Origin of the sequence: Pseudomonas sp. BN607 (genome assembly GCF_029871175.1) — a bacterium.
In the GTDB taxonomy this organism is placed as follows: Bacteria; Pseudomonadota; Gammaproteobacteria; order Pseudomonadales; family Pseudomonadaceae; genus Aquipseudomonas.
On sequence record NZ_SSOE01000030.1, the window covers coordinates 155,999 to 177,809 of the forward strand.

At 59.1% G+C, this 21,811-nt stretch carries 12 protein-coding genes and 1 pseudogene; 5 read left to right on the forward strand and 8 right to left on the reverse strand.

All coding sequences use genetic code 11. The annotated features are described in order from the left end of the window. The first annotated feature begins 2 nt into the window (after positions 1-2). From E8E68_RS08360 to E8E68_RS08370, 3 genes are read left to right on the forward strand one after another with little or no spacing between them, the layout of a single operon-like run. Positions 3-2,780: a hypothetical protein gene (locus E8E68_RS08360; protein ID WP_280340641.1), complete on the forward strand. Its 2,778-nt coding sequence runs from the start codon at positions 3-5 to the stop codon at positions 2,778-2,780. Between the two features lie 9 nt (positions 2,781-2,789). Next, positions 2,790-6,350, forward strand: a complete 3,561-nt coding sequence (locus E8E68_RS08365; protein ID WP_280340643.1) for a helicase-related protein — start codon at positions 2,790-2,792, stop codon at positions 6,348-6,350. A 10-nt stretch (positions 6,351-6,360) separates the two neighbouring features. Further along, positions 6,361-8,409 (forward strand): hypothetical protein, encoded by a 2,049-nt coding sequence (locus E8E68_RS08370; RefSeq protein WP_159266490.1) that lies wholly within the window; start codon positions 6,361-6,363, stop codon positions 8,407-8,409. Between the two features lie 124 nt (positions 8,410-8,533). Here E8E68_RS08370 and E8E68_RS08375 read toward each other — a convergent pair whose 3' ends face one another. The 3 genes from E8E68_RS08375 to E8E68_RS08385 are packed head-to-tail and all read right to left on the reverse strand — an operon-like array spanning position 8,534 to position 12,171. Next, entirely contained in the window at positions 8,534-10,474 is a 1,941-nt protein-coding gene (locus E8E68_RS08375; RefSeq protein ID WP_159266731.1) for a DUF3732 domain-containing protein, read from the reverse strand. Then, positions 10,471-10,956 (reverse strand): three component ABC system middle component, encoded by a 486-nt coding sequence (locus tag E8E68_RS08380; RefSeq protein ID WP_280340645.1) that lies wholly within the window; start codon positions 10,954-10,956, stop codon positions 10,471-10,473. Before E8E68_RS08380 ends, E8E68_RS08375 begins: the two co-directional genes overlap by 4 nt. Before the next feature lie 3 nt (positions 10,957-10,959). Then, positions 10,960-12,171, reverse strand: a complete 1,212-nt coding sequence (locus E8E68_RS08385; RefSeq protein WP_159266491.1) for an ABC-three component system protein — start codon at positions 12,169-12,171, stop codon at positions 10,960-10,962. Between the two features lie 1,053 nt (positions 12,172-13,224). On the opposite strand from E8E68_RS08385, the pseudogene E8E68_RS08390 reads away from it, so the two are divergent. Further along, a pseudogene (locus tag E8E68_RS08390) lies at positions 13,225-13,537 on the forward strand (type II toxin-antitoxin system YhaV family toxin). Between the two features lie 427 nt (positions 13,538-13,964). Here E8E68_RS08390 and E8E68_RS08395 read toward each other — a convergent pair. The 4 genes from E8E68_RS08395 to E8E68_RS08410 form a co-directional block, all read right to left on the reverse strand. Then, complete coding sequence (locus E8E68_RS08395; protein WP_280340647.1) at positions 13,965-15,209, reverse strand: OprD family porin; 1,245 nt, start codon at positions 15,207-15,209, stop codon at positions 13,965-13,967. Between the two features lie 154 nt (positions 15,210-15,363). Beyond that, positions 15,364-16,896, reverse strand: a complete 1,533-nt coding sequence (locus E8E68_RS08400) for an altronate dehydratase family protein (RefSeq protein ID WP_280340649.1) — start codon at positions 16,894-16,896, stop codon at positions 15,364-15,366. A 64-nt stretch (positions 16,897-16,960) separates the two neighbouring features. After that, on the reverse strand, positions 16,961-18,148 hold the full coding sequence (locus E8E68_RS08405) for a mandelate racemase/muconate lactonizing enzyme family protein (RefSeq protein ID WP_280340651.1): 1,188 nt from the start codon (positions 18,146-18,148) through the stop codon (positions 16,961-16,963). A 16-nt stretch (positions 18,149-18,164) separates the two neighbouring features. Beyond that, entirely contained in the window at positions 18,165-19,550 is a 1,386-nt protein-coding gene (locus tag E8E68_RS08410) for an MFS transporter (RefSeq protein ID WP_280340652.1), read from the reverse strand. Positions 19,551-19,833: 283 nt separating this feature from the next. On the opposite strand from E8E68_RS08410, the gene E8E68_RS08415 reads away from it, so the two are divergent. After that, positions 19,834-20,862: a LacI family DNA-binding transcriptional regulator gene (locus E8E68_RS08415; RefSeq protein WP_280340654.1), complete on the forward strand. Its 1,029-nt coding sequence runs from the start codon at positions 19,834-19,836 to the stop codon at positions 20,860-20,862. 12 nt (positions 20,863-20,874) lie between these two features. On the opposite strand, the gene E8E68_RS08420 is transcribed toward E8E68_RS08415, so the two are convergent. Then, entirely contained in the window at positions 20,875-21,804 is a 930-nt protein-coding gene (locus E8E68_RS08420; RefSeq protein WP_280340656.1) for an alpha/beta hydrolase, read from the reverse strand. Positions 21,805-21,811 lie beyond the last annotated feature (7 nt).

Sequence of the window (21,811 nt, forward strand, 5' to 3'; positions counted from 1 at the left end):
TCATGACCCAGCAAACAACAAGTCAATCAGACTGGGTGCAGGTGATGCGAGGAGCCTGGGGCGCCGTTCCTGCCGGTGAACTGCTCCATCCTGCTTCAGAAGCGTGGTCATCAATCAAGTTGCCGGCGCCTGATGAAGCCGAGTGTGCAAGTTTCGCGGTGGTCGGGCGCGCCCTGAAATACGGTCAGTCAGTGGCAATTGCACTGCCACTGATGGGCGGGGAAGGCATCACTCGGCTGATGGTCTATCTGCATCGAATCCGCCTGGATTCCTTGCAGGGGGGCATACGCTCGCCCTGGCTCAACCCCGGCAACATGGAGCAGTGTCCGGACATCGTATTCATTTCCCGACCCCGTATAGGCTTCCACGACCTTTCGCGTGTGGCGGCTTTACGCGCTCGCGTACTGCGTACTTCCGACCTCAAGCGCAACAAGGCATCCGCGTCCCAAACCCTGGTCGTGGACGGCTCCTCGGACGTGATGGAACTGGTCGAGGCGATTGGTAAAGGAAGCAAACCCTTCGTCCTGGTCGTGGATGGGACGCGGGGAGGCAATGAAAACAGCGCTGCCGTAGACAGCGCACTCTCGGAAAGCTTCCCTGACGTCCCCAGAATCACGCTGCTCTCCCTCGGAGACAGCGACGCCTTGGAGAGGATGCGCTCGAACGGAACACGCAGTCATCTATGGGTGATGCGGCTTGAAGATAAAGTGGCTCTGACATCCCCTGCCAGATCCGACCCTCAGTTCATGCTGAACGTGATCCAGGATCGTCGAGCAAACACGGAGCTCTCGCAGCTTGCTGATCGCTTCTTTGGCTTGCGCCGTGACCTGGATCGCAAGGACGCCGTGCTGAAAGAGCGGCTGGCAATCATCGGGAAAGTCTTTCGCAGCCTAAACGAATTGCCCGTCCCCCTTTCCTATCTTGAGCAAGCCTTACAGGCAGCGACCCGACCGGGACTTTTTCCTGTTCGCTGCCTGGAACGGTGGCTACAAATCACCGAGAAGGGAAGCTGTCTATTTGGTGAGTCCGAAATGGGCTCCCGCGGTCTGATTCAGCAGCTGAGAAACCTGCATCAACTGCTCATGCAGTCCATTACAGGCAAAGCGAGCTGGCTGCTGAAGCACCTCAAAGTCTGCTGCACAAACAAGGCCTATACGTTGGTGCTGTGCGGCAGCCCCCATGAAGTAGCAGCCTTGGAGAACTGGCTCGACACTGAACTCGACGAAGGCTGGAGCGAGACCGTTCAGATAACCGCAATGGACGGAGTGAAAGCCTATCGACAGTTCTCCGGGGCTGTCGATGAAGTGATCATCACGGGGATGCTTTGGCCAAATCGACAGCATTGGCTGGCAACGCCCTGTCGCCGGTTGACCATCCCCACCTACGAGTATGAAAAGCCATTTGTAGAGCGCATGTTGCAATTGTGGTGGGCAAAACACGGCGTTCAGAGCCGTCTCGATGGCGACAAGCTGACTCACTGGCTGCTCGGCTGGAGCAGTCGTCGATGCAGCGATATCGATACGCTTCCACCGTCCCTGTCGCTGGACGTGACCGACACCACAGATTGCAGCCACTATCCGTCCAGAGAGCGAGAAGCCTCCATCCCACTGGAGATGGACTACAGCAATTGGTTGGACATGCTCATGGAACAACCCGCTGAGCCTACGGCTCCAGTGCAAAGTGGCGAGGCCTTGACTCCAGACCTGGTCTGGATCTCCCTCGAAAACTCGCAGAGCGAGTTGCCCTGGAGCAAAACACGACCGGTGCTTGTGCTTCGGGATGAGGAAATCCATCCAACGCCTGCGGACGAGCTGAGTGAGGGTGATCACATCATCTTGCTCCGGCACACTGATGAGCGCATTGCCACCCAAGAAAAGCTATTCGATATGGTGGCTCTTTCGGAGGGTATGCAGCAGTTCCTCAGGGCCGCCAACCGGTGGAGAACCATGGTCGACACGGTCTCTGCGCGACTGACGGTCGTCCAGGTACAAGCCCAGTTGCGCAAGGGCAAGGTGAAGGTCTGCGACGCAACAGTAGGCAACTGGTATCGCCACAAGGTCTATGGGCCCCGCGACCGAGCAGCAGTTACCGTATTCGCCCGCCTTTCCGGCGCAAAGAACCCAGAGAACGCTGCACTTTTGGTAGCTAACGCCATCGAGCACGTACGCACTGCTCACCAGCAGGTGGGGAAACAGTTGCGCAAGGCCATTCTGGAACGAAGTGCAGGTGCAACCACGGTCGAGATCGGCGAACTGACCCTGGATGGACGGGCCTTCGACGACATGATCGAACTTGCGGTGGTGAAGTCGATTCGCGTGGCGACTACCCAAGCCATTTCATCGAAAGAGGAAGACTTGATCGACATCGCCTCAGGGGTTACGGACGCGCATCCTGGGCGAATCTACATGACCAACCCGGCTATCAAATCCCTGCGGGACTCGGTTTACCGTGACCACCCGAAATTCCGGGCTTGCTTGTCATTGATGGCCACCAAGCTGTACGACCACTACAGCACGAACACGGGCCGCCTCCATGATGTGCTTGAGCATTTCAAGCAAGAGAGCATCGACTTTGTACCCAAAATGTCCGCGGTGACGATGGGCATGTACGCGGACAACCGCCAGTACAAAGGCAAACCCGCGAACATGGACAGGCACTTCTGCCTTGGAAAAGCGCGCGATCCCTCACGGACGTTGCGCATTCATTTCGACTGGGATGCCGATGACAAGCTTCTCGTCATCCATCACGCCGGCAAGCATCTGGAAACCACACAATCTTAAGGATGAATCATGGCTCTCAATTACCGGGAAAAAATGGGCCTGACGGCTGCTTTTCTTGATGAGATGCGCCTGCGACTGAGCGACAAAGACGTCGATGTCCTGCCCCAAGACGGCAAGCTGTACGACGGCATCGAACCCAGCCGCGTCAGTTTGGTTGGTTGCCTGGGTGCAGCTCCAGATCCGGCCTATACCGGGCCGCAACCACCAAACTCGATCGGCATTGTGCTTTTGGTCTCACCCGACAAGGAAGGCTGGATCAAGTGTGAACTGAGCGGCCAATTCGACGTGGTGCACCGCTACATTCCCGACTTGCGTAGTGTTGAAAAGAACCTGGTACTCGATGCAGGCTCGCCAAGAAGGGGGCAAACCTTACCCCAGGCGTTCAAGCGCTACACGGTGAGCTTCTCATCAATCATGCTGGATCTTGATCCCGGCAGGCCCAACGAGTGGGTATCAGGGAAAGCAGCAATCAACGCCGTGCTGAATGCGGAACAACAGCGATGGGTTAGCGATCCGCGGGTCATGCGGCGTTGCCACACAAATTCGAATGGCAACGCGAGGTTTGGCTACAACTGGAGCGACACCGCTCTGCTCGATCAGACGAGCTTGAACCGCACCGTACACGAGCAGATCGCCGAAGACCGCAATGCGATCCTCAACTACTCAATCAACCTGCGCGCACGTCTGCGTCCGACTCCATCAGCATTCGGCGCGAACGCACAGGGCAGCTTCCTGCTTGAGGTGTTCCTGGAGAACCAGACGACCACTGACCACGCTCGGGCATTTGGTGTCGACGCGCCCTATCTGCTCGATGCTCGCCTTCTCACCAAGCTCGTTGCCGGCGAGAATTACAAGGTGCCTCACCGCCTGCAGCCGGAAGAGTACCGTTACCGCGATGATGATGGATTGCCAGGATACGGCATTAGCTGCGCAGTCGTTGAGGTGGAAAAAAAGCTGTTCATGACGGATGGGATGCCGACTTCCGCGCAGCCCCGTGTTGATGCCCCATCACCCGAAGAAGTGGATATGGACTATGCGCCGAGCTATGAAATGCTCGCACGTGATCCACTCAAGGTGTGCGACAGCTTCCTGAAAACCCAAGAGCGCTACCTTGGGGAGTGGGCAACCCGAATCAGCGATTTGGAGTCAGCCAGTCTGATGGCAGACAAGGAAGTGGCTCTCGCTGACCGTGATGCCTTTCAGGAGGAGACCCGTCGAATCCGAGACGGTGTTGAGCTCCTGCGCAAACATGACGACCTGCGCCAATGCTTCCAGTGGATGAACGAAGCCATGGGCGCAGCCATCATGATCCAAGGAAAACGGTTCACGGGATGGCACCTGTTCCAGCTCGGCTTCATTCTCTCGCAGATACGGTCGATCTACGAACGGCACGCCACGCCGGATGAGCTTCGTGGAAGCATGGAAACAGCAGACGTGCTGTGGTTCGCCACCGGGGGCGGCAAGACAGAAGCCTACCTCGGCATCATCAGCATGGCGTTGCTTTATGGCCGACTGAAGGGGCGTGATTTCGGCACCACTGCCTGGCTCAGATTCCCGTTACGGATGCTGTCCGTTCAGCAGTTCCAACGGCTATCCTACGTCCTCGCCCAAACCAATATTCTGCGCCAGCGCGAGCGATTGAACGGCTGGCCTTTCACCATTGGCTACTACACCGGTGAAGGTACCCCAAACCGGGTCAGTAGTACGTATGGCGAAGACGTGCAGAAGGCCTTCCTGCCATCGTTCAGCGATGAGCGCCTCAAGTCCTACCAATTCATCACTGATTGCCCATACTGCGGTATCGCGGACTCCATCAGCATTGCCACCGACATGGCTCGCGCGCGTATCAAGCATGTCTGCAGCAACCCCGAGTGCTGGTCGAACTGCCAGGCCGAACCGGGAGAACATGGCGAGGGCATACGGGGTGAGATCGGTATCTACGTCTCGGATGAAGAGTGCTATCGGTACCTGCCTTCCGTCCTGGTCGGTACAGTGGACAAGCTCGCCGTCATCGGTCACAACCATCGTTTCGTGAACTTTTTTGGCGGTGCACGTTACTTCTGCCCTGAGCACGGATTCTCCCAGCGATCCAAATGCGAACACCGCCGAATCGAGCACCGCGCTGAAAAATGGGAAGCCCTGGATTGCGGCAACAATACCCGTACGAGCACGATCAGGGTTGTGCCCACAGCCCCCATGAAAGACCCGGGCTTCTCCTTGCTGGTACAGGACGAGCTGCACCTGCTTCGAGAGTCCTTGGGTAACTTCGACGCCCACTACGAGACCTTACTCAGCACACTGCAAATCAGCCATGGCGGTCGTGCGCCCAAAGTGCTTTCAGCAACAGCGACCATCAAGGACTTCGATGACCACATTCACCACCTGTACCTGCGCAATGCCGTTCGTTTCCCAGCCCCGGGCGTCAATCAAGGCGAGTCCTTCTATGCCCGCAAAGCGAAGGATGATGAAACAGGCTCCCACCTGATTCGACGCTGGTTTGCCGGGATTCTCCCCATCGGTCGAGGCCGCGTGGCCATGAAAGCCGTGGCTGAAGCCAGCTCTCGCTTTTTGGATCAGGTAGACGACTGGCGGGATAAGCTTGCACATGCGGACGCGAAACTGCTTAAGGCGATTGGTCTAACCAGCGGCCAGAGCCAAGATGCCTTGCTCTACATCGAGAAAAACCTGAACACTGATCTGGTGTATGCCAACAGCAAGCGCAGCATCACCGAGATCATGCGCTACATGGAGGAGGTCAACAGCAAGACCGGTGCTGAGCGTAAGGCACGGCTTCTAGATGGCGAGACCCGCCTGGACATGATCCTCGACGCCATTCGCCATGTCGAAACCAAGGGTGCAGATGACACTTGTCGGCACATCATTGCCACCAGCGTAGTGTCGCACGGTGTCGACATTGCGGAACTGAACTTCATGATCGTCGCAGGCTGGCCGAAATCGACAGCAGAGTACATCCAGGCTTCTGCACGAAGTGGACGTGTGCACCCTGGCATTGTGCTCTGCGTGCTGTCATCTCACCAGCTGTTCGAGTCGGGCGTGTTCATGAACTTCGGTGATTACCACACGTTCCTTGATCGCCTGGTGGACTCGGTACCGATCAACCGTTTCGCGCCCAACATCATCGACCGCACTTTACCCGGCGTGATGTCCGCGGTGCTGCTCAATTGGGCCCCGCAGCAACGCTGGGGAGGCGACTTGAGTCACAGGGTGAAAGACCTCGTTACGTTGCTGCGAAGCGACAAAGGCAAGGCCGCGGCCTCAGAGATCAAGAACATTGTGATCAATGCACTGCGCATTCCAGCAGGGTTGGTCGATACGTTCGACTCGCGGGTCATCACCGGCTTCAACGCCGCCCTGGTTGGTCGGGTCGACAATGCATTCTTCGAGCTGGAGCGGTGGCCAGGCAGCAAGACCGAGCAAACGCTGAGCGACGCCTTAGGTGACATCTTCGGGTACGCCCCCTTCCGCTCATTCCGCGATATCGAAAACCAGATTGTGATCAAGCCGGTCAACAGTGCGGCTGATCAAGTATTCATGGCTATGGCCAGGTGAGGAAGGAAGCATGGACAAGGAATATGTAAGCCGCAGCCGCCTATTCAGGGAAGCCTTCCTCCCAGGGGCCTACACCCGCCTGCGAAACCAGGCGTACGGACGCGTCATGGGCATCCTCAACAACAGCGGAACGGCGCTGGAAGGCGTTGATAAGGAGCAGTTGCGCGAAGCTGTTCTGACATTCGTGCACGACTGGGAGAGCGCCGGTGGAGAAGTCGACCCAACTTTCATGACCGCCGCGGAAAAGAAACGACTTGAAATCCAATCTCCATCAGAAATCTTCGTCTCGCCAGCACCGCTGATCCTCACCTGCAAACGATGCAAGGTGCTCGATTACTACGATGCTCGTGAACCAGAGGACCGGACGCTCTCCAAAATGCAGTCCCGGATCAGACAGCACAACGGCAGGAGCTTCATCCCCTGCAAACGCAGCGGTTGTTCGGGAGAAATGATCCAGCTCCCTTACGTTTCAGTGCATCGCTGCGGGTACGCAAGCCCCGTCCACATCCCGCACCCTGCCCGTCGATCCAGCAACATCGGTTACAAGGATGCGGGCACGTTCTTCCACTCTTCGTTTTTCGACGTGGAGACCGGAGAGAAACTGTCGGGGTCATACCAGGACGATTGCCCTGCCTGCACCGCTTTGTTCGGCGCCGAGATTCAGAAGCGCGGCACGCCTCTCACCAGTGGTGAATCATTCTATGCCCAGAGCACCCAGTACATCGCATTAAGCGAAGATAGGGGCAAGCTCATTGCAAGCCTCCTGCAATGCCTGCAAAACGCGCCAGAGGGCGCAGAGGGCTTGGCCCAGGATGTCTCCGAGGGCGTGGCGCTCGCGCTGCTAAAACGGCTGTCTGGTCGTGAGCTTGAGCAGAAGCTTGACCTGCTGCTCTCGACCAACGTTGGTGATGCAGATGAACAGGCTGCCCTGCGTTCGCTGCTGGAGCGAAAAAAGCTCAGCATCGCGAAGTTCGAGGTCATGGCGGCAGATGACGACGACATGACGATCGTACTGGACTCCGCTCGGAAGGAAGTGGCCGAGATAGAGGGCAAGCTCGCCGCATCTTCCGGATGCTTCCGAACGGTACGTGACCTCATCCCGGAACTCACCACACTGATCGAGTTGGTCGGCAATCGGCGCACACTCGAAGCAGTCTTCTTGCCTCACGACGTTCAAGGCAAGACGATCGAGCAGGAGATCCAAGAAACCGCGGATATCGCACAAAAGGACTTGCTGGCAATCCAGTGGCAAAGCGTTCAAGAACGCTATGGGATCGATTCGATCACTCACATTCCCGATCTTCGAGTGGTCTTGGCTACACTGGGGTACTCACGGGAGCGAAGCACGCCGACGATCAACCCTGAGGCACCTCCTGTGGTGCTCAACGCCTTTGCCGATCGGGTCGATGAGGGCATGAAAGGTAAAACATCGATCTACGCGATGTCGGCAAAAACTGAAGCCTTGTGGATCCGTCTGGATCCTCGCAAGGTACTCAGGTGGTGTATCGACTCGGCATATCTTGAATCACCAGGCGACGACGTACTCGGTGATAAAGCTCGCAGTCACGCCCACCTGCTGAGCCACTATCACGTCCTGGCCATGCACCCAGGCAAGGCAGCCAGGGAAATCCCGGCACGCAACCCTGAAGAAGGCGCCCCCTTCAACCTGCTGCACTCGATCAGCCATGCGCTCATGCTGACTGCGCGACGCCATACCGGGTATGACTCCAAGAGCATCCAGGAATACCTGATCCCCATGGATTTGTCGGTCATCCTGTACGTGTCGTCAGTCCAAAACTACACCGCGGGAGGGCTGCTGACCCTGTTCCAGCACTACCTACAGTCCTGGTTTGACGACGCAAGCATGTTTGCCTTTAACTGCGCCTTCGACCCCGTGTGCACGGACGTCGGCAACTCCTGCAGCGGCTGCGTGCAGATTGAAATCGGCTGCGAAACCTTCAATCAAGGGCTATCTCGCGCCTACATTCACGGGGGGCCTGCTAACAGGGAAGGCTCGCTGCTCATCCGCAAAGGCTACTGGGAAGCGCCTGCACCGTAAACTCACTGACCGCAATAGAAGTCAGGTCACGAACTCAACCTGACTTCTGTTACGGTCAATTATGGATCTGGCTTATGTACTCACTCCCAGCCGCCCCCAAACCATTCGAGTGCGAGCGACCGCATCACTGCGAATCCGCTCTTTTCGGCCAGTCGAAGGGTATCAGTGCATCCCCCGAAATCTTGTTCCAACGTTTACGAGTAGCGGCGACATAGCGCTCGTCATCACCGAAGAATGCATGCTCGATCAGCAATACTTGCAGTCCCTTCTGCTCAGCAGTCGCAGTAAACAAGAAGTCCAAGTGCTTGCGCATGGCCGAGACCTCCTCATTTTCACCAATATCAGATTCGTCTTCCCCGCGCTGTGGATAGTAAGGTCGGCTGATTTGGTCAAAGGCAAGGAATGCTGGCACTGGGGCGTTCACCTGGCCAAGGTATTTCTGGATGGCGAAGGAAAGCGCGATATGGATGGCCAAGTAGTTTTCATCGGAGCCGGCATCAGGCAGCCTCAACACAGCGCCGGAGTCCTTCTCGATGATCGCGATATCCGGCGGCTTGGACGAGAACTCAAGCTCAGCACCGATACAAGGCTTCACCGTCGGTAGCACAGCGAAGGCTTCGGACAGATATTGAGAGATCTTGCGCTCGGCGCGGGATACCAGGAATTGCTTGGAATCACCATCCAAGAGGCCTTCCAGCGCTTGAATCTGCTCACGCAGAACCTCAAGGTCGGGGCCAGGCATCGGCGTAGAAGGGTAGATCTCCATGAACTGCTGAATTCTACCCGTCAGCTGCACGCAGTACTGAGCAAGACTGTCTAGCTTTTTGGCTTCCTCGCTCTGCCTGATCCACGTCTTGATACGCTCATCGACACCGTTGAGCGTGAGATTCAGTCGGGAGAGCTCCATCTGCAACGAGTCTTCATGCTCCACAAACCGTGGACGGACATTCTCGACGGCCACGGTTTCTGAACGCACGATGTTCATGGAGCGTTGGATGGCCTCAGCAATCGCTACACCGCGCTCACTCGGCGTATCGCACACAGGACATGCAGTAGCCACTGGCTGAAGATGTTCAGCAATCTTCAGTTTCTCGTACTGTCGGCGTACCGCGCCCTCAAACTCAACCATATCCTGCAAAGTCTTGCGGGTCGCCCGGGACTTACGCCGGACGTTTTCGATATCGCCAAGCAGGCTACGGCGCTGCGTATAAAGGCTGCTCAGCTCGGTCTCTTCTGGGTTTTTGCCCGCTCCGGGCTCTGCATTCTTGATACGAATCAAGGCAGCTTCCAGCTCACTCTCGGTCGCAGTGTCCGATGGGGAATCACACAGCCCGTAGTGATGAGCATCCAGCAACAACCGCATGGCGAACTTCTTGTAGTCGCTGCTGGTACCCCGCTGGTTCTTGAGCTTGCGCTCCTCGCTCTCAAGCTTTTTACGAAGATCACGCAGCCGCCGCTCCTGCAGCACGGTGTTTTCGTTCACCGCACCCAAGAAGTAGGGCATGGTTTCAATAATGTTCAGCGCCTCGTCGGCTTGATCAAGCCCATGCAAGAGTGCCGTTTCGTTGTAGATGACATCCTTAGGGACAAACATGTACGCCGTCGCATGGCGCACACTGGGCCGCCATTTGCGGGCTGTTGGATCATTTGAGGACTCTGGCAAGCCCCCGATGCCGAATGCCCGCTCGATGAACGCCTTACCGGCAGCGATCGTGGTGGCGCCCTGCAACTCTTCCAAAGTGCAAGGAATGGGAAGATCTCGCCCATTGCTCACAAACATTCGAGTACTGGTGGTCTGCCCTACAGGTGGAATCAGACGAGCAGTGATCATCTGTGCGTCACCCATCACCCACTTCAAGCCAACCGCAACACTGTGGCGTTTGACATGGGCGGCTAGCTCACACTTGCTCGAGCCAAGGCAGTAGTCAATCGCCTTGATCAACGTCGACTTACCCGTACCGGATGCACCGGTGATGATGTTCACCTCTCCCGGTTTCAGGTCGAGTATGCGAACCCTTCCGCCTTCGCCGATGAAGAAAATGTCCGAAATGTTCCAGCGGCTCATAGCTCCAGGCCCATCATGTCGAATGCCGTCCTTGTAGAACCTGCCGAAGCTATCCAGCAGCCCAGGCGGTCAATGTTCTTGAAAATTTGCTGAGTGTTCTCGCTGAACTGCTTCGGGAGATGTTTCGGCACAGCTTCGGCACCGGGAACCAATCGCCCCTCTGTATCGATCGTCAGCAGATGGCTGAAGCAGGCAAAGCGGATCGCTTCGGTCACGATATCGAGCGAACCGTTTATACGGTCTGCAAGTCGGATCTGAATGGCCGGGCTTCTGCGTAGCCACTCCAGAAGACCCGTCCGGCGGTCGGTGCGGTCAAACGTCGATGCAAGGTCTCCGGAGATCGCCAGAGGGAGCGCTGCATAGCAGAGCGAGATATCGGGATCCGTGCCGTTACGACTGCGGTAGCCGCCAACAAACGTTGCCAAGAGTGCAGCACAGTAGGCAGGGTTAGTCTCGGCGAAAATGTCATGCGCAATAGCCATGCCCTAGTCCTCCAGCAGCTTGCGGTAGTTGGCGTGCCAACCCACCTCGAGATCGATCGCCAGCACTTGGTAAGAGCCTCGGACGTAGTAATGGCCATTCCAGCTTTTAGAGATGGGCTCGACCTGGTTCGGGGCATGCTTATGAGTCCAGCGCAATAGCTCCAAACCCTTTGCCTCCACTTCTCCAGCCTCAAGATCTTCCCAATCCTCGAAAATCTCGGAATGCAGGTCTTCCCAGAACTCTGTGAGCTTTGCGTCGTAACCCGCAATCTTGGAGCGCATACTGGGGTTACGCTCGATCCACTTGGATCGCTGCATCTTCGCTCGCCATTCTTCGCGAATCGCTTTGCTCACATCCAAGGGTTTGCCACCGACCAGATCTATCTGGCGATACAACATGCCATCAGCTTGATAATCATCCGGATGGGAAACCGTATCGAAGTCAGCAATGAGTTGATCGTCTTCCAGTTGTGCCGAAATCTCAGAGATGGTGTGCTGCAACTCGCTGCACTGGATGACCCGGTCGCGCCTGTCACACATGGTGTAGACGACTTGCTGATCCCACCATGCCAGCAGCCGCTCAGCAACCTGAACCCGCTGTTGCTTTGGCAAAATATGCAGCCTTTTGGCGACTTCATTCTGGATCTGATCGATGGTGACGCTGTCCTGCTGAATACGAATGCGCCTGAGCAAGTTCAGCTTGGTAGAGGCATCCAATGCAAGGAAGGCTTCGCAACCCGCAGCACGCGTTGCGTGAGGAAGCTTGCCACCAGCGGCTTTTGCCTCTGCCCTCATTTTGACAACCCGAGTGGCCTCCTCGGTCATCGCTTTCAGCAACGCCTTTCGATTGGTCGTTGAATCACAAAGTGCCGTCAGAGGACAGTCGCTCGGTACCTTTCCCACCGATACGAGGTGGAATGTCGTGTCGGCAAGCGAAATTAACCGTAAGGCATCGATCCAAACGCGAATCGTCTTCCAAAGCGCGACTGATGCCAGAGTGACAGGAGGCGGATTTGCCTGGACAGAGTGCTTCAGCTGGTAGAGCAGCGTCTGCCCATTCGCCTTCAGCTCCACATCGTCGAGCCTCTCCACCGCCACTGCAGCGTCGTCACCCGTCTGAGAGAGGAGTGTCAGTAACGCAAACTGGCTCTGGTAGTAAAATCCCAACGCGGCAGCCGTCGCCTCATGAACCGCATTTGAGTCTGTGTTATCCATCACCCTTACAAGCGCCTCCCGCTGCAGCATGTGATCCGTAATTTCACGGCGCAGGATAGTAACAGAATGCCATCACCCAATCACAACCAGCCGGTACAACTACCACGTCATCCTTGGGGGCAATCGTTAAGAGATCAACGCTCTGCCGCTTGATAGATTCTCTTGCAATGATCCTTTAATCCGTAGTGACGGCAAACCGAACGTCCTGATAGATGATCGGGTAGCTGCTGCCTTGCGCCCACTGATCGTGACGTAGGCGCGGCCGAGGACGATCCGAAGCCAATTTGGCCCGTGCCCCTTTCAAGGGGGGGTGTCGACTACAAGAAGGCACGCCGATCCGGATACCTACTTCGCCAGTTGTCCTAAGCGGCAGAGCTCCCTGAGTCAGCAAGGCCGATAGCGCTGCTTCTACTCCGAGAGGCGCAGGCTTACCTCTGGCGGTTTTGCTCTGCAGAAACAATTTCATCAATGGTCATTATGAACACAAGACGGTCCAACAGAGTCCCTAGAAGGCCAAAGGAATCCGAGCTAAAAATGGGGGACCAGATGGGGGACCAAAAACTTACAGGCACAAAAAAGCCCCGAAAAATCAGGGCTTTAATGAAAATTAGTGGCGGAAGCGTAGGGATTCGAACCCAGAAACCATCACACATCCGTTGGCAGCTTCTGTCCCCCGCACGGAACACTTTACCAGCGATGGTAGCCTGCCCCCGCCAAGCGATCGCATACGAACAGGATCCATCTCGATTCCGCCGCCCTCGCCACGGAGGTACACTGAGCTCCATCTGGTTCCATCTCGGTAGCCGTCAGAAATCGCCATTCTAGATCGCGGATCCATGTGAGGGTATCGAGGGTATTTTTGCGGGTATATTTCTAGTTTTTTTAGCTGAAAACACCGTTTTAGAGGCTAATCCAAATGTTCTTCGGGGACCCTGACAGTCTTTAAGGGCTTCGCGCATGCTTGTTGGCTGATCATTTCTGCCTTCTCCTAGGATCGTGTCCCAGGAAGTGGTGTAACTCATCCTGCGGCGCTATTGAGCGTCCTCCCCGCCTATGCTTGATCAGCAGAAAACCAGACATGGCTGGACACTGTTGTTCCATGACGGAGTGACTTTACAGCTACTCAAATTGCAATGGCGGCGGGCAAAAATCGGGAGGCGCCTTCGGCTGTTCTTTCGCTATAACTCAAGATCCAACATGGGTCTATGCCGAAAACACCCTACGGCCTGCAGGCAGCAAATCCGCCCCCTACGCCGTATTCGAGAAGATGCTGGGCCGCGGCAACCCTCCTGATGGCTGGGATGCGCTAATTAACGGTCCAGTAGGCGCCCACACCCAACACCCTAGGTTTCCCCTTCAACATTAGCCAGGCCCTGCTGAGCTGGAATCTGCTGTTGTTCGACAACACCCCGTTCGTGCCGCAGCCCGATCAGACCGCGCAATGGAACCGCGGCGTTACCCGGTGGACGGCGCTATCATTGCGCAGCCTGCCATACGCCGGAGAACCTGCTCGGTGGCGACATCGGTCATTACCTGCAGGGTGCCGAGCTGCTCGGCAGCTACGCACCGGAAGTCACCGGCGACCCTTATCGCGGGCTGGGACGCTGGAGCGCGGATCCGATAGCGGTCTACCTCAAGACCGGGGCCAACCATCAGGAGATTGCCTCGGGGCCAATGGGTAAACCGGTCGAGATTTCCACTCAGCACCTGAGATGTTAAAAAAAGCCGGTAAAAGTCTTTACCGGCCTCACCGCCAATACCCGGCGATTAATCCTCGTACATGACCTGCGCGATCAGAACAGCGGCAAGGTGTAGCTCACGATCAGCCGGTCCTCATCGATATCGCGTTGATAGTTGGAACGCAGCGCGGCGTTGCGCCACAGCACGTTGACGTTCTTCAGCGGCCCGGACTGGATGGTGTAACCCAGGTCGGTATCACGCTCCCACTCGCGCCCTTCCCCGGCGAAAGTGACCGGGTTGGCATGATCGGCATGGTTGTATCGGGTCGAGAACGTCAGCCCTGGGATGCCCAGGGCAACGAAGTCGTAGGCGTAGCGCAGTTGCCAGGTGCGCTCGCCGGTTTCCATGAAGTCGGCGGCCATCATGTAGTTGGTCAGGTAGGCGTCGGTGCCGATCAGGTAAGGCATGGCCGTGGAGCCGGACATGCCTTGGTAGGCGACGCCGAAGGTATGCCCGGCCTGGCTGTAACTGAGCAGCACGTTGAGTGTGCGGTTGTCGACCCGACCGGCCATGGCCTGGCCCTTGTCGTTGCTGACGAAGTAACGCGCATCCAGAGCCAGCTTACCGGGGCCAAGCGCGGTACTGCCAAGCAGGCCGAGATAGTGCTGGCCGTAAACCTCGGCTAGCTCGCCGTACTGGTAGCTAAGGCTCAGGTTGGGGTTGACCACGTAGTCCACGCCGCCCATGCGAAAGTCGTCGGCCTCGGGGGTGCCGCTGAAGCGGCCGTTCTTGTTGACCAGGCTCATGGCCTCGCTGTGCGAGTAGTCGCGCTTGGTGGTGCGGTCGATCTGGGCGTAGGTGAAGGTCAGGCTGTCCAGCTCTTTGGAGGTCAGCACACCGCCCTGGAAGGTCTGCGGTAGAATACGACCGGTGCTGGAGGCGATGGTCGGGTACTTGAGCAACTGGGTACCGATCTTCAACTCAGTCTTCGACAGGCGTGCGTTGGCGGTGAGGCCGAATTTGCTGTACTGGTCCGGGGCACGGCCATCGTCGCCTACCGGCAGCAGGCCGGTGCCACTGCGGCCTGGGCCTGAGTCGAGTTTCAGGCCGAGCATGCCGAGGGCATCGAGGCCAAAGCCAAGGGTGCCAGGGGTGTAGCCAGAGCGGAAATCGAGAATGAAGCCTTGGGCCCATTCCTCGCGCTTGGAGATGCCCGTGCCTTCACGGAAGTCGCGGTTGAGGTAGAAGTTCAGGGCCTTCAAAGAGGCCTGGCTGTCTTGCAGAAAGCCTTCGGCGTGGGCCGGGAGGGTAAAGCACAGCAGTGAGGCAACAGGCAGGATGTTGTTGTTTTTGTGCATGACTGGTCCATTCGGCCGGGCGGGAGTGCAGGCCGCTATCGTTGTGTTGTCTGGGCGGGCCGCTTCGCGGGCAAGCCCGCTCCCACAGGGACTGCACAGTCCCTGAGATCAAGGTCAACCCTGTGGGAGGGGCTTTAGCCGCGAAGGGGCCGGTTCAGGCGAGTACGCCTATCTGCCACGGGCAGAATTCATCCTCGCCCAGGCCGTTGAGCTCGCTCTTGGTCGCCTCCCCCGAGGCATGGGCGAGCAGGCGCTCGAAGATTGCCTGGCCCATCTGGGCAATGGTCTTGTCGCCGTCAATGATCTGCCCGCAGTTGATGTCCATGTCGTCGCTCATGCGCTGGTACATGGGCGAGTTGCTGGCCAGCTTGAAGGTCGGCGCCGGCACTGAGCCGAAGCAGGAGCCACGGCCGGTGGTGAAGGCGATCAGGTTGGCGCCGCCGGCGATCTGGCCGGTGGCCGAGACCGGGTCGTAGCCGGGGGTGTCCATGAACACCAGGCCGTGGGTCTTCACCGGATGGGCATACTCGTACACGTCCATGAGCGGCGCATTGCCGCCCTTCTTCGCGCCACCCAGGGATTTTTCCAGGACATTGGCCAGGCCACCGGTATTGTTGCCTGGGCTGACCCGGCCATTGATCTGACTATCGCGGCCGCGGTTGTACTCAAGCCACCACTCGATGCGCTCGATCAGCTTGCGGCCCACCGCCGGGGTGGCGGCGCGGGCGGTCAAGGTGTGCTCGACGCCGAAGATTTCTGAGGTTTCCGAAAGGATCGCGGTGCCACCATGGCGCACCAGGATGTCTACCGCCGCGCCCAGCGCCGGGTTGGCCGAGAGGCCGGAGAAACCATCAGAACCGCCGCACTGCATGCCAATCATCAAGTGCTCGGCGGACACCGGTTGGCGCCGAGCCTGATCGGCCTGGGGCAGCATGCCTTCGATCAGCGCAATACCCTGGTCGGTGGCGCTCTTCACCCCGCCGACGTCCTGGATCACCAGCTTCTTCAGCATGTCGCCTTCCACCAGCCCTTCCTGCTCGAAGAAGCCGTGGATGTTGTTGCGCTCGCAGCCCAGGGCGATAACCACCGCACCCACGGTGTTAGGGTGCTTGATGTAGCCACCGATAGTGCGGCGCAGCAGGTCCATCGGCTCGCCGGTCATTTCCATACCGCAGCCGATTTCATGCACGTAGGGCACCACGCCGTCGATATGCGGGAAGCCGGCCAGGCGGCGCTCGTCGAAGTGGTTGGCGATCTTGCGCGCCACGGTCGCACCGCAGTTGCCGACCACGAAGACACCCAGGTAGTTACGGGTGGCTACCCGGCCGTCGTCGCGGACGATGCCCTGGAACGTGGCACGCTGCTCTAGCGGGAGCATGTCGGTAGGCACATAGTCCAGGCCGTAGCGATAGTCGCGGTCGGTTTCACCAAAGGCGATGTTGTGGCTGTGCATCCAGGTGCCTGGCAGCAGGTCTTCGCTGGCATAGCCGATCACTGTGTTGTACTTGAGTACCGGCTCGCCCTTGGCGATCAGCCGGGCAGCGACCTTGTGCCCCAGCGGTACCGGCTGCTGGGTAGTCACGCCTTCACCGGGGATGGCGGTGCCGGCGGGGATTTCGACGCGCGCGACAACCACGTTGTCAGCGGCATCGAGGCGAATGACGGGGCTCACTTCACGGTGACTCATGGTATTTTCCTATGGGTAGGTCATACACGGCGATGGCGGCAAAAGCGCCACCGCCGTGGCTTGCTCACGGGCGTTTGCCGAATTCGACGCTGTTCTGGGTCCAGGCGAGGGCCTGTTCACTGAGGGAGAAGCCCAGGCCCGGGCGGTTGGGTACCCACATGCGCCCTTCACGCAGCTCCAGGCGCTCATTGAACATCGGCTCAAGCCATTCGAAGTGCTCCAGCCATGGCTCTTCCGGGTAGGCCGCGGCCAGGTGCAGGTGGATCTCCATGGCGAAGTGCGGCGCCAGCTTCAGGCCCTTGAAACTGGCCAGGCTCATGATCTGCAGGAAGGGCGTGATACCGCCGACCCGCGGCGCATCGGGCTGGACGAAATCGCAGGCGTTGGCGGTGATCAGCTGGGCGTGCTCGTTGAAGCTGGTGAGCATCTCACCGGTGGCAATGGCGGTGTCCAACGACGCGGCCAGGGCGGCGTGGCCTTCCACGTCAGCGCTGTCCAGCGGCTCTTCGATCCAGGTCAGGTCGAACTGTTCAAGCTTGCGGCAGAAGCGCTGGGCGGTCACCCGGTCCCATTGTTGGTTGGCGTCGACCATCAGCGGGAAGCCTTCGCCCAGTTGCTCGCGTACCGCCTGCACACGTTTGAAATCGATGCTGGTGTCTGGCTGGCCAACCTTGATCTTGATACCGCCGATACCATTGCCACGCGAGGTCTGTACGTTTTCCAGGACTTTTTCCAGCGGCGTAGACAAGTAGCCGCCGGAGGTGTTGTAGCACTGCACCGAATCGCGGTGAGCACCAAGCAACTTGGCAAGCGGCAAGCCGGCGCGCTTGGCTTTCAAGTCCCACAAGGCGATGTCGAACGGCGCGATGGCCTGGGTGGTGAGACCGCTGCGCCCCATCGAGGCACCGGCCCAAAGCAGCTTGTTGTAAAGCTTGGCGATGTCGTTGGGGTCCTCGCCCAGCAGGGTCGGGGCGATTTCCTGGGCGTGGGCGTACATGCCCGGGCCGCCGGCGCGCTTGGAGTAGCCGAAGCCGATGCCCTCATGGCCTTCGCGGGTGCGGATTTCGGCGAAGATGAAAGCGATTTCGGTCAGCGGCTTCTGCCGCCCGGTCAGCACCTTGGCATCGCTGATCGGCGCGCCCAGTGGCAGCACGGTGTAGGACAGCTTGATCCAGGCAATGCTGTCGGTGGTGGCTGGCCCGGGTTGCAGGGCGGCGATTTTCGGGTCGATGTAGACGTTGCTTTCGATCATGGAGTCGTCCTCTGAATCACTGTGCGTTGGAAGGTTTGCCGGTCAAATCGGAAATCTGCAGGCGCTGGATGCGGCCGACGATCACCAGGTAGGAGAATGCCGCCAGCAGGCCGTGGGCACCGACGTAGATAAGTGCGCTGTTGAACGAGCCGCTGGAATGCAGCAGGTAGCCGATGATCACAGGGGTGACGATGCCGGCGGTGTTGCCCAGGGCGTTGAACACGCCGCCGGTCATGCCGATCATTTCGCGCGGGGCGGTGTCGGCCACCACGCTGAAGCCGAGGTTGCCGAAGCCCTTGCCGAAGAACGCCAGGCTCATCACCGCGATCACCAGCCACTGGGCGTCGACGTAGTTGCACAGCATCATGGTCGAACTCAACAGCACGCCAGTGATGATCGGCGTCTTGCGGGCGATGCTCAGAGACTTCGTGCGGCGTAGCAGGTAGTCGGAGAAGAAGCCAGAGGAGACCGCACCGATCAGCCCGCACAAGGCCGGGATGGAGGCCACCAGGCCCGCCTGGAGGATGTCGAAGCCACGCTCCTTGACCAGGTAGATCGGGAACCAGGTCACGTAGAACCAGGTAACCGCGCTGACGCAGTACTGGCTGATGAACATGCCCAGCAGCATGCGGCTCTTGAACAGCAGGCCCACTTCAGCCAACGAACTGCGGCGTTTTTCTTTGGGCAGCGAGGCTTGGGCTTCGAGATCGACCAGCGCTTCCCCTTTGCGCAGGTAGTCGAGTTCTTCGCCGTTCATCTTCGGGTGGCTGACCGGCAGGTAATAGTTTTTCCACCAGATCGCGGCAATGCCGAAGCCGACAATGCCCATGACGATGAACACGTATTCCCAGCCGAAGGCGTAACACAGCCAGCCCATGAACGGGGTGAAGAATGCCAGCGAGATGTACTGCGCACTGTTGAAGATGGCCCCTGCCATGCCCCGCTCCGCCGACGGGAACCAGGACGCTATCACCCGCGTCGAGGCAGGCCCCACCGGCGCTTCGGCCACGCCCAAGAGAAAGCGCAGAGCCAGCAGCAGCGGCACGATCATGCCGACGAAGTGCACCAGGCCCATGCACACAGTGAAGACCGACCACACGGAGATGGCCAGGGCCATGGTTTTCTTCGAGCCGAAGCGGTCAGCCAGCCAGCCGGAAGGGATCAGGAAGATCACGTAGGCCCAGCTGAAGATCGAGAACAGGTAGCCCATTTCCACCGAGCTGATGCCGAGCTCCTTGCCCATGTCGGAACCTGCCACCGACAGGGCGGCGCGGTCACCGCTGCTCAGGGCCAGGACCATGGTGATCAGGGCCAGGATCAGGTAGCGATAACGGGTAGCCGTGGGGGACGCGGCCACGGCGCCGGGGGCAGGCCCGGCGGCGTAAGTGTCATTGTTGTGCATCGCGATTGCCTCATTGTTTTTATTGGCGTCGTGCAGGGCCTTGCACCAGCACCTGCTTCGAATTCTGGCAGCTTGCAGCCCTGCTGGAGAGCTGCCCCCGACCAATGACAGCGCTATCAAATGACAGCGCTGTCATTGATCCTATTCCCTATTCCACGCGGGCTGCAAATGCGTGTTCGGGTGAAATTCCCATGCATTGGGAATAGCTTAAAGGGGCAGGAAAGCGTGCGCCGTTCCGGTAGAATCGATTTACCCGCCCAACCCGCCTGCCTTGAGGCTTCGCATGCTGGAAAACCCCGTAAACTCCACCGGTCCGAAATCGGCAACCGCCACTCTGGATGACGTGGCGAAAATGGCCAAGGTCTCGCCCATCACCGTTTCCCGGGTGATCAACCGGCCGGAACTGGTGTCGGAGAAAACCCAGAAAAAGGTGCGCACCGCCATCCGCAAGACCGGCTATGTGCCGAACATGCTGGCGGGCGCCCTGGTTTCACAGCGCAGCCGGCTGGTCATCGTGGTGGTGCCGAACATTGCCAACCGCGCCTTCGTCGACACCATCACCCAGCTCGGCCAGCGCCTGGCCGCCGCACGCTACCAATTGCTGCTGAGTCAGTCGGACCTGGCACACAGCAGCGAAGCGGAATTGATCGACGCCATCCTTGCCCGCCGCCCTGACGGCATCGTGCTGACCCGCCAACTGCAAAGCCCTGAAGCGCGGGAAAAGCTGATCGCCCGTGGCATTCCGGTGGTAGAGACCTGGGAGCTGGCGGCGGACCCGATCGACACCGTGGTCGGTTTTTCCCACGAGGCCGTCGGCCAGGCCATGGCCCAGCACATCATCGAGCGCGGCCACCGCCGCGTCGGCATGGTCTGGAGCGACGACGCCCGTGCCACCCGACGGCGTCAGGCGTGTACCGACACCCTGCGCGCAGCCAGCGTCGAAGTGGTTGCCTGCGAGCTCGAAGCCGTGCCGGTAAACATGGGCCACGGCCGTGAAGCCATGGCCCGAATGCTGGCGGCCAAGGTGCCGATGGACGCGGTGATCTGCAGCATCGACTTGCTCGCCCAAGGGGTCATGGCCGAGGCCCAGGCCAATGGCCTGCGCGTGCCTCAGGATCTGGCGGTAATGGGCTTCGGCAACCTGGAATTCGCTGCGCATACCCACCCGCGCTTGAGCACGGTGAACGTTGACGGCGGGCGCATTGGCCTGCGTACGGCAGAGTTGCTGCTGCAGCGGATCGAAGGGAGCCTGGGGCGCGGGGAACAGGTGGAGGATGTGGGTTTCAGCCTGGTGGTGCGCGAAAGCACCTGAGGGCTGCGCGCGTCAATCGCCAGCCCAGCGCAGCAACTGCGCCGCCATGTGATCCCAAGCCTGTTCGACTTCGGCCACCCCGAATGCCCGCAGGCTTGAATGCACCATGCCCTCCCCCACCCAGGCTCGGGCCGCCACACCCGCCGCCGCCAGTGCATCGACATAGGCCAGCCCGTGATCGCACAGCGGGTCGACCCGTGCCACCAGCACCAACGCCGGAGCCAGCCCGGCAAAGTCTTCAGCTTCCAGCGGCATGGCGCAGGGGTCATCACGCTGCAGCGCTTGAGGCAAGAAGCCCGCCAATGACTTCACCAACCCCGCCACCGTCATCATCGGCGCCTCGGCATGCTCACGCATCGATGGCAAGCCCTGCCGAGCCGTCAGCACCGGATACACCAGCAACTGCCCCAGCGGCTGTTTCAACCCGTCACGGCGCAAAGCCATGCACAGGCCCGCAGCCAGCGTGCCCCCTGCGCTGTCCCCCGCCACCATCAAGCACACCGTGCTGAGGCGAGGGTCGACAAGCCCGGCGCGCAAACCGCACCAAGCTTTCAGGCAGTCTTCCAGTGGCGCCGGATAGGCATGCTCCGGCGCCAGCCGGTACTCCACGGCAACGATCGCCTGCGGCATCCGCTGCATCAGGGCATGGGCAAACCAGTCATGGGTGTCGAGATTGCCCAGGTCCCAGCCGCCGCCATGCAGGTACAACAGCGTCGGCCATCCCCCGGGCGGCACTTCGCCCGGGGGTGTGTAACAGCGCAGGCGCAAGCCCTTCAGATCGATATCGGCAACCTGCCAGTCAATCGGCCGCGGTGGCGTACAGGCACGGCATGCAGCGAGAAAGGCTTCGCGCCGGGCCGCCAGGCTGTTGTCACGCGGGGCAAAGCGCTGGCTGTTGACGATGTAGGCCTGCATGGCAGGGTCGAACGGACGGGATACCACGGGCAAT

Excerpts from the sequence above, each read along its gene's own strand:
- E8E68_RS08405 (WP_280340651.1), bottom strand. The coding sequence starts at position 18,148 with ATGATCGAAAGCAACGTCTACATCGACCCGAAAATCGCCGCCCTGCAA.
- E8E68_RS08365 (WP_280340643.1), top strand. The coding sequence starts at position 2,790 with ATGGCTCTCAATTACCGGGAAAAAATGGGCCTGACGGCTGCTTTTCTT.
- E8E68_RS08360 (WP_280340641.1), top strand. The coding sequence starts at position 3 with ATGACCCAGCAAACAACAAGTCAATCAGACTGGGTGCAGGTGATGCGA.
- E8E68_RS08400 (WP_280340649.1), bottom strand. The coding sequence starts at position 16,896 with ATGAGTCACCGTGAAGTGAGCCCCGTCATTCGCCTCGATGCCGCTGAC.
- E8E68_RS08415 (WP_280340654.1), top strand. The coding sequence starts at position 19,834 with ATGCTGGAAAACCCCGTAAACTCCACCGGTCCGAAATCGGCAACCGCC.
- E8E68_RS08385 (WP_159266491.1), bottom strand. The coding sequence starts at position 12,171 with ATGGATAACACAGACTCAAATGCGGTTCATGAGGCGACGGCTGCCGCG.
- E8E68_RS08380 (WP_280340645.1), bottom strand. The coding sequence starts at position 10,956 with ATGGCTATTGCGCATGACATTTTCGCCGAGACTAACCCTGCCTACTGT.
- E8E68_RS08375 (WP_159266731.1), bottom strand. The coding sequence starts at position 10,474 with ATGAGCCGCTGGAACATTTCGGACATTTTCTTCATCGGCGAAGGCGGA.
- E8E68_RS08370 (WP_159266490.1), top strand. The coding sequence starts at position 6,361 with ATGGACAAGGAATATGTAAGCCGCAGCCGCCTATTCAGGGAAGCCTTC.
- E8E68_RS08395 (WP_280340647.1), bottom strand. The coding sequence starts at position 15,209 with ATGCACAAAAACAACAACATCCTGCCTGTTGCCTCACTGCTGTGCTTT.
- E8E68_RS08410 (WP_280340652.1), bottom strand. The coding sequence starts at position 19,550 with ATGCACAACAATGACACTTACGCCGCCGGGCCTGCCCCCGGCGCCGTG.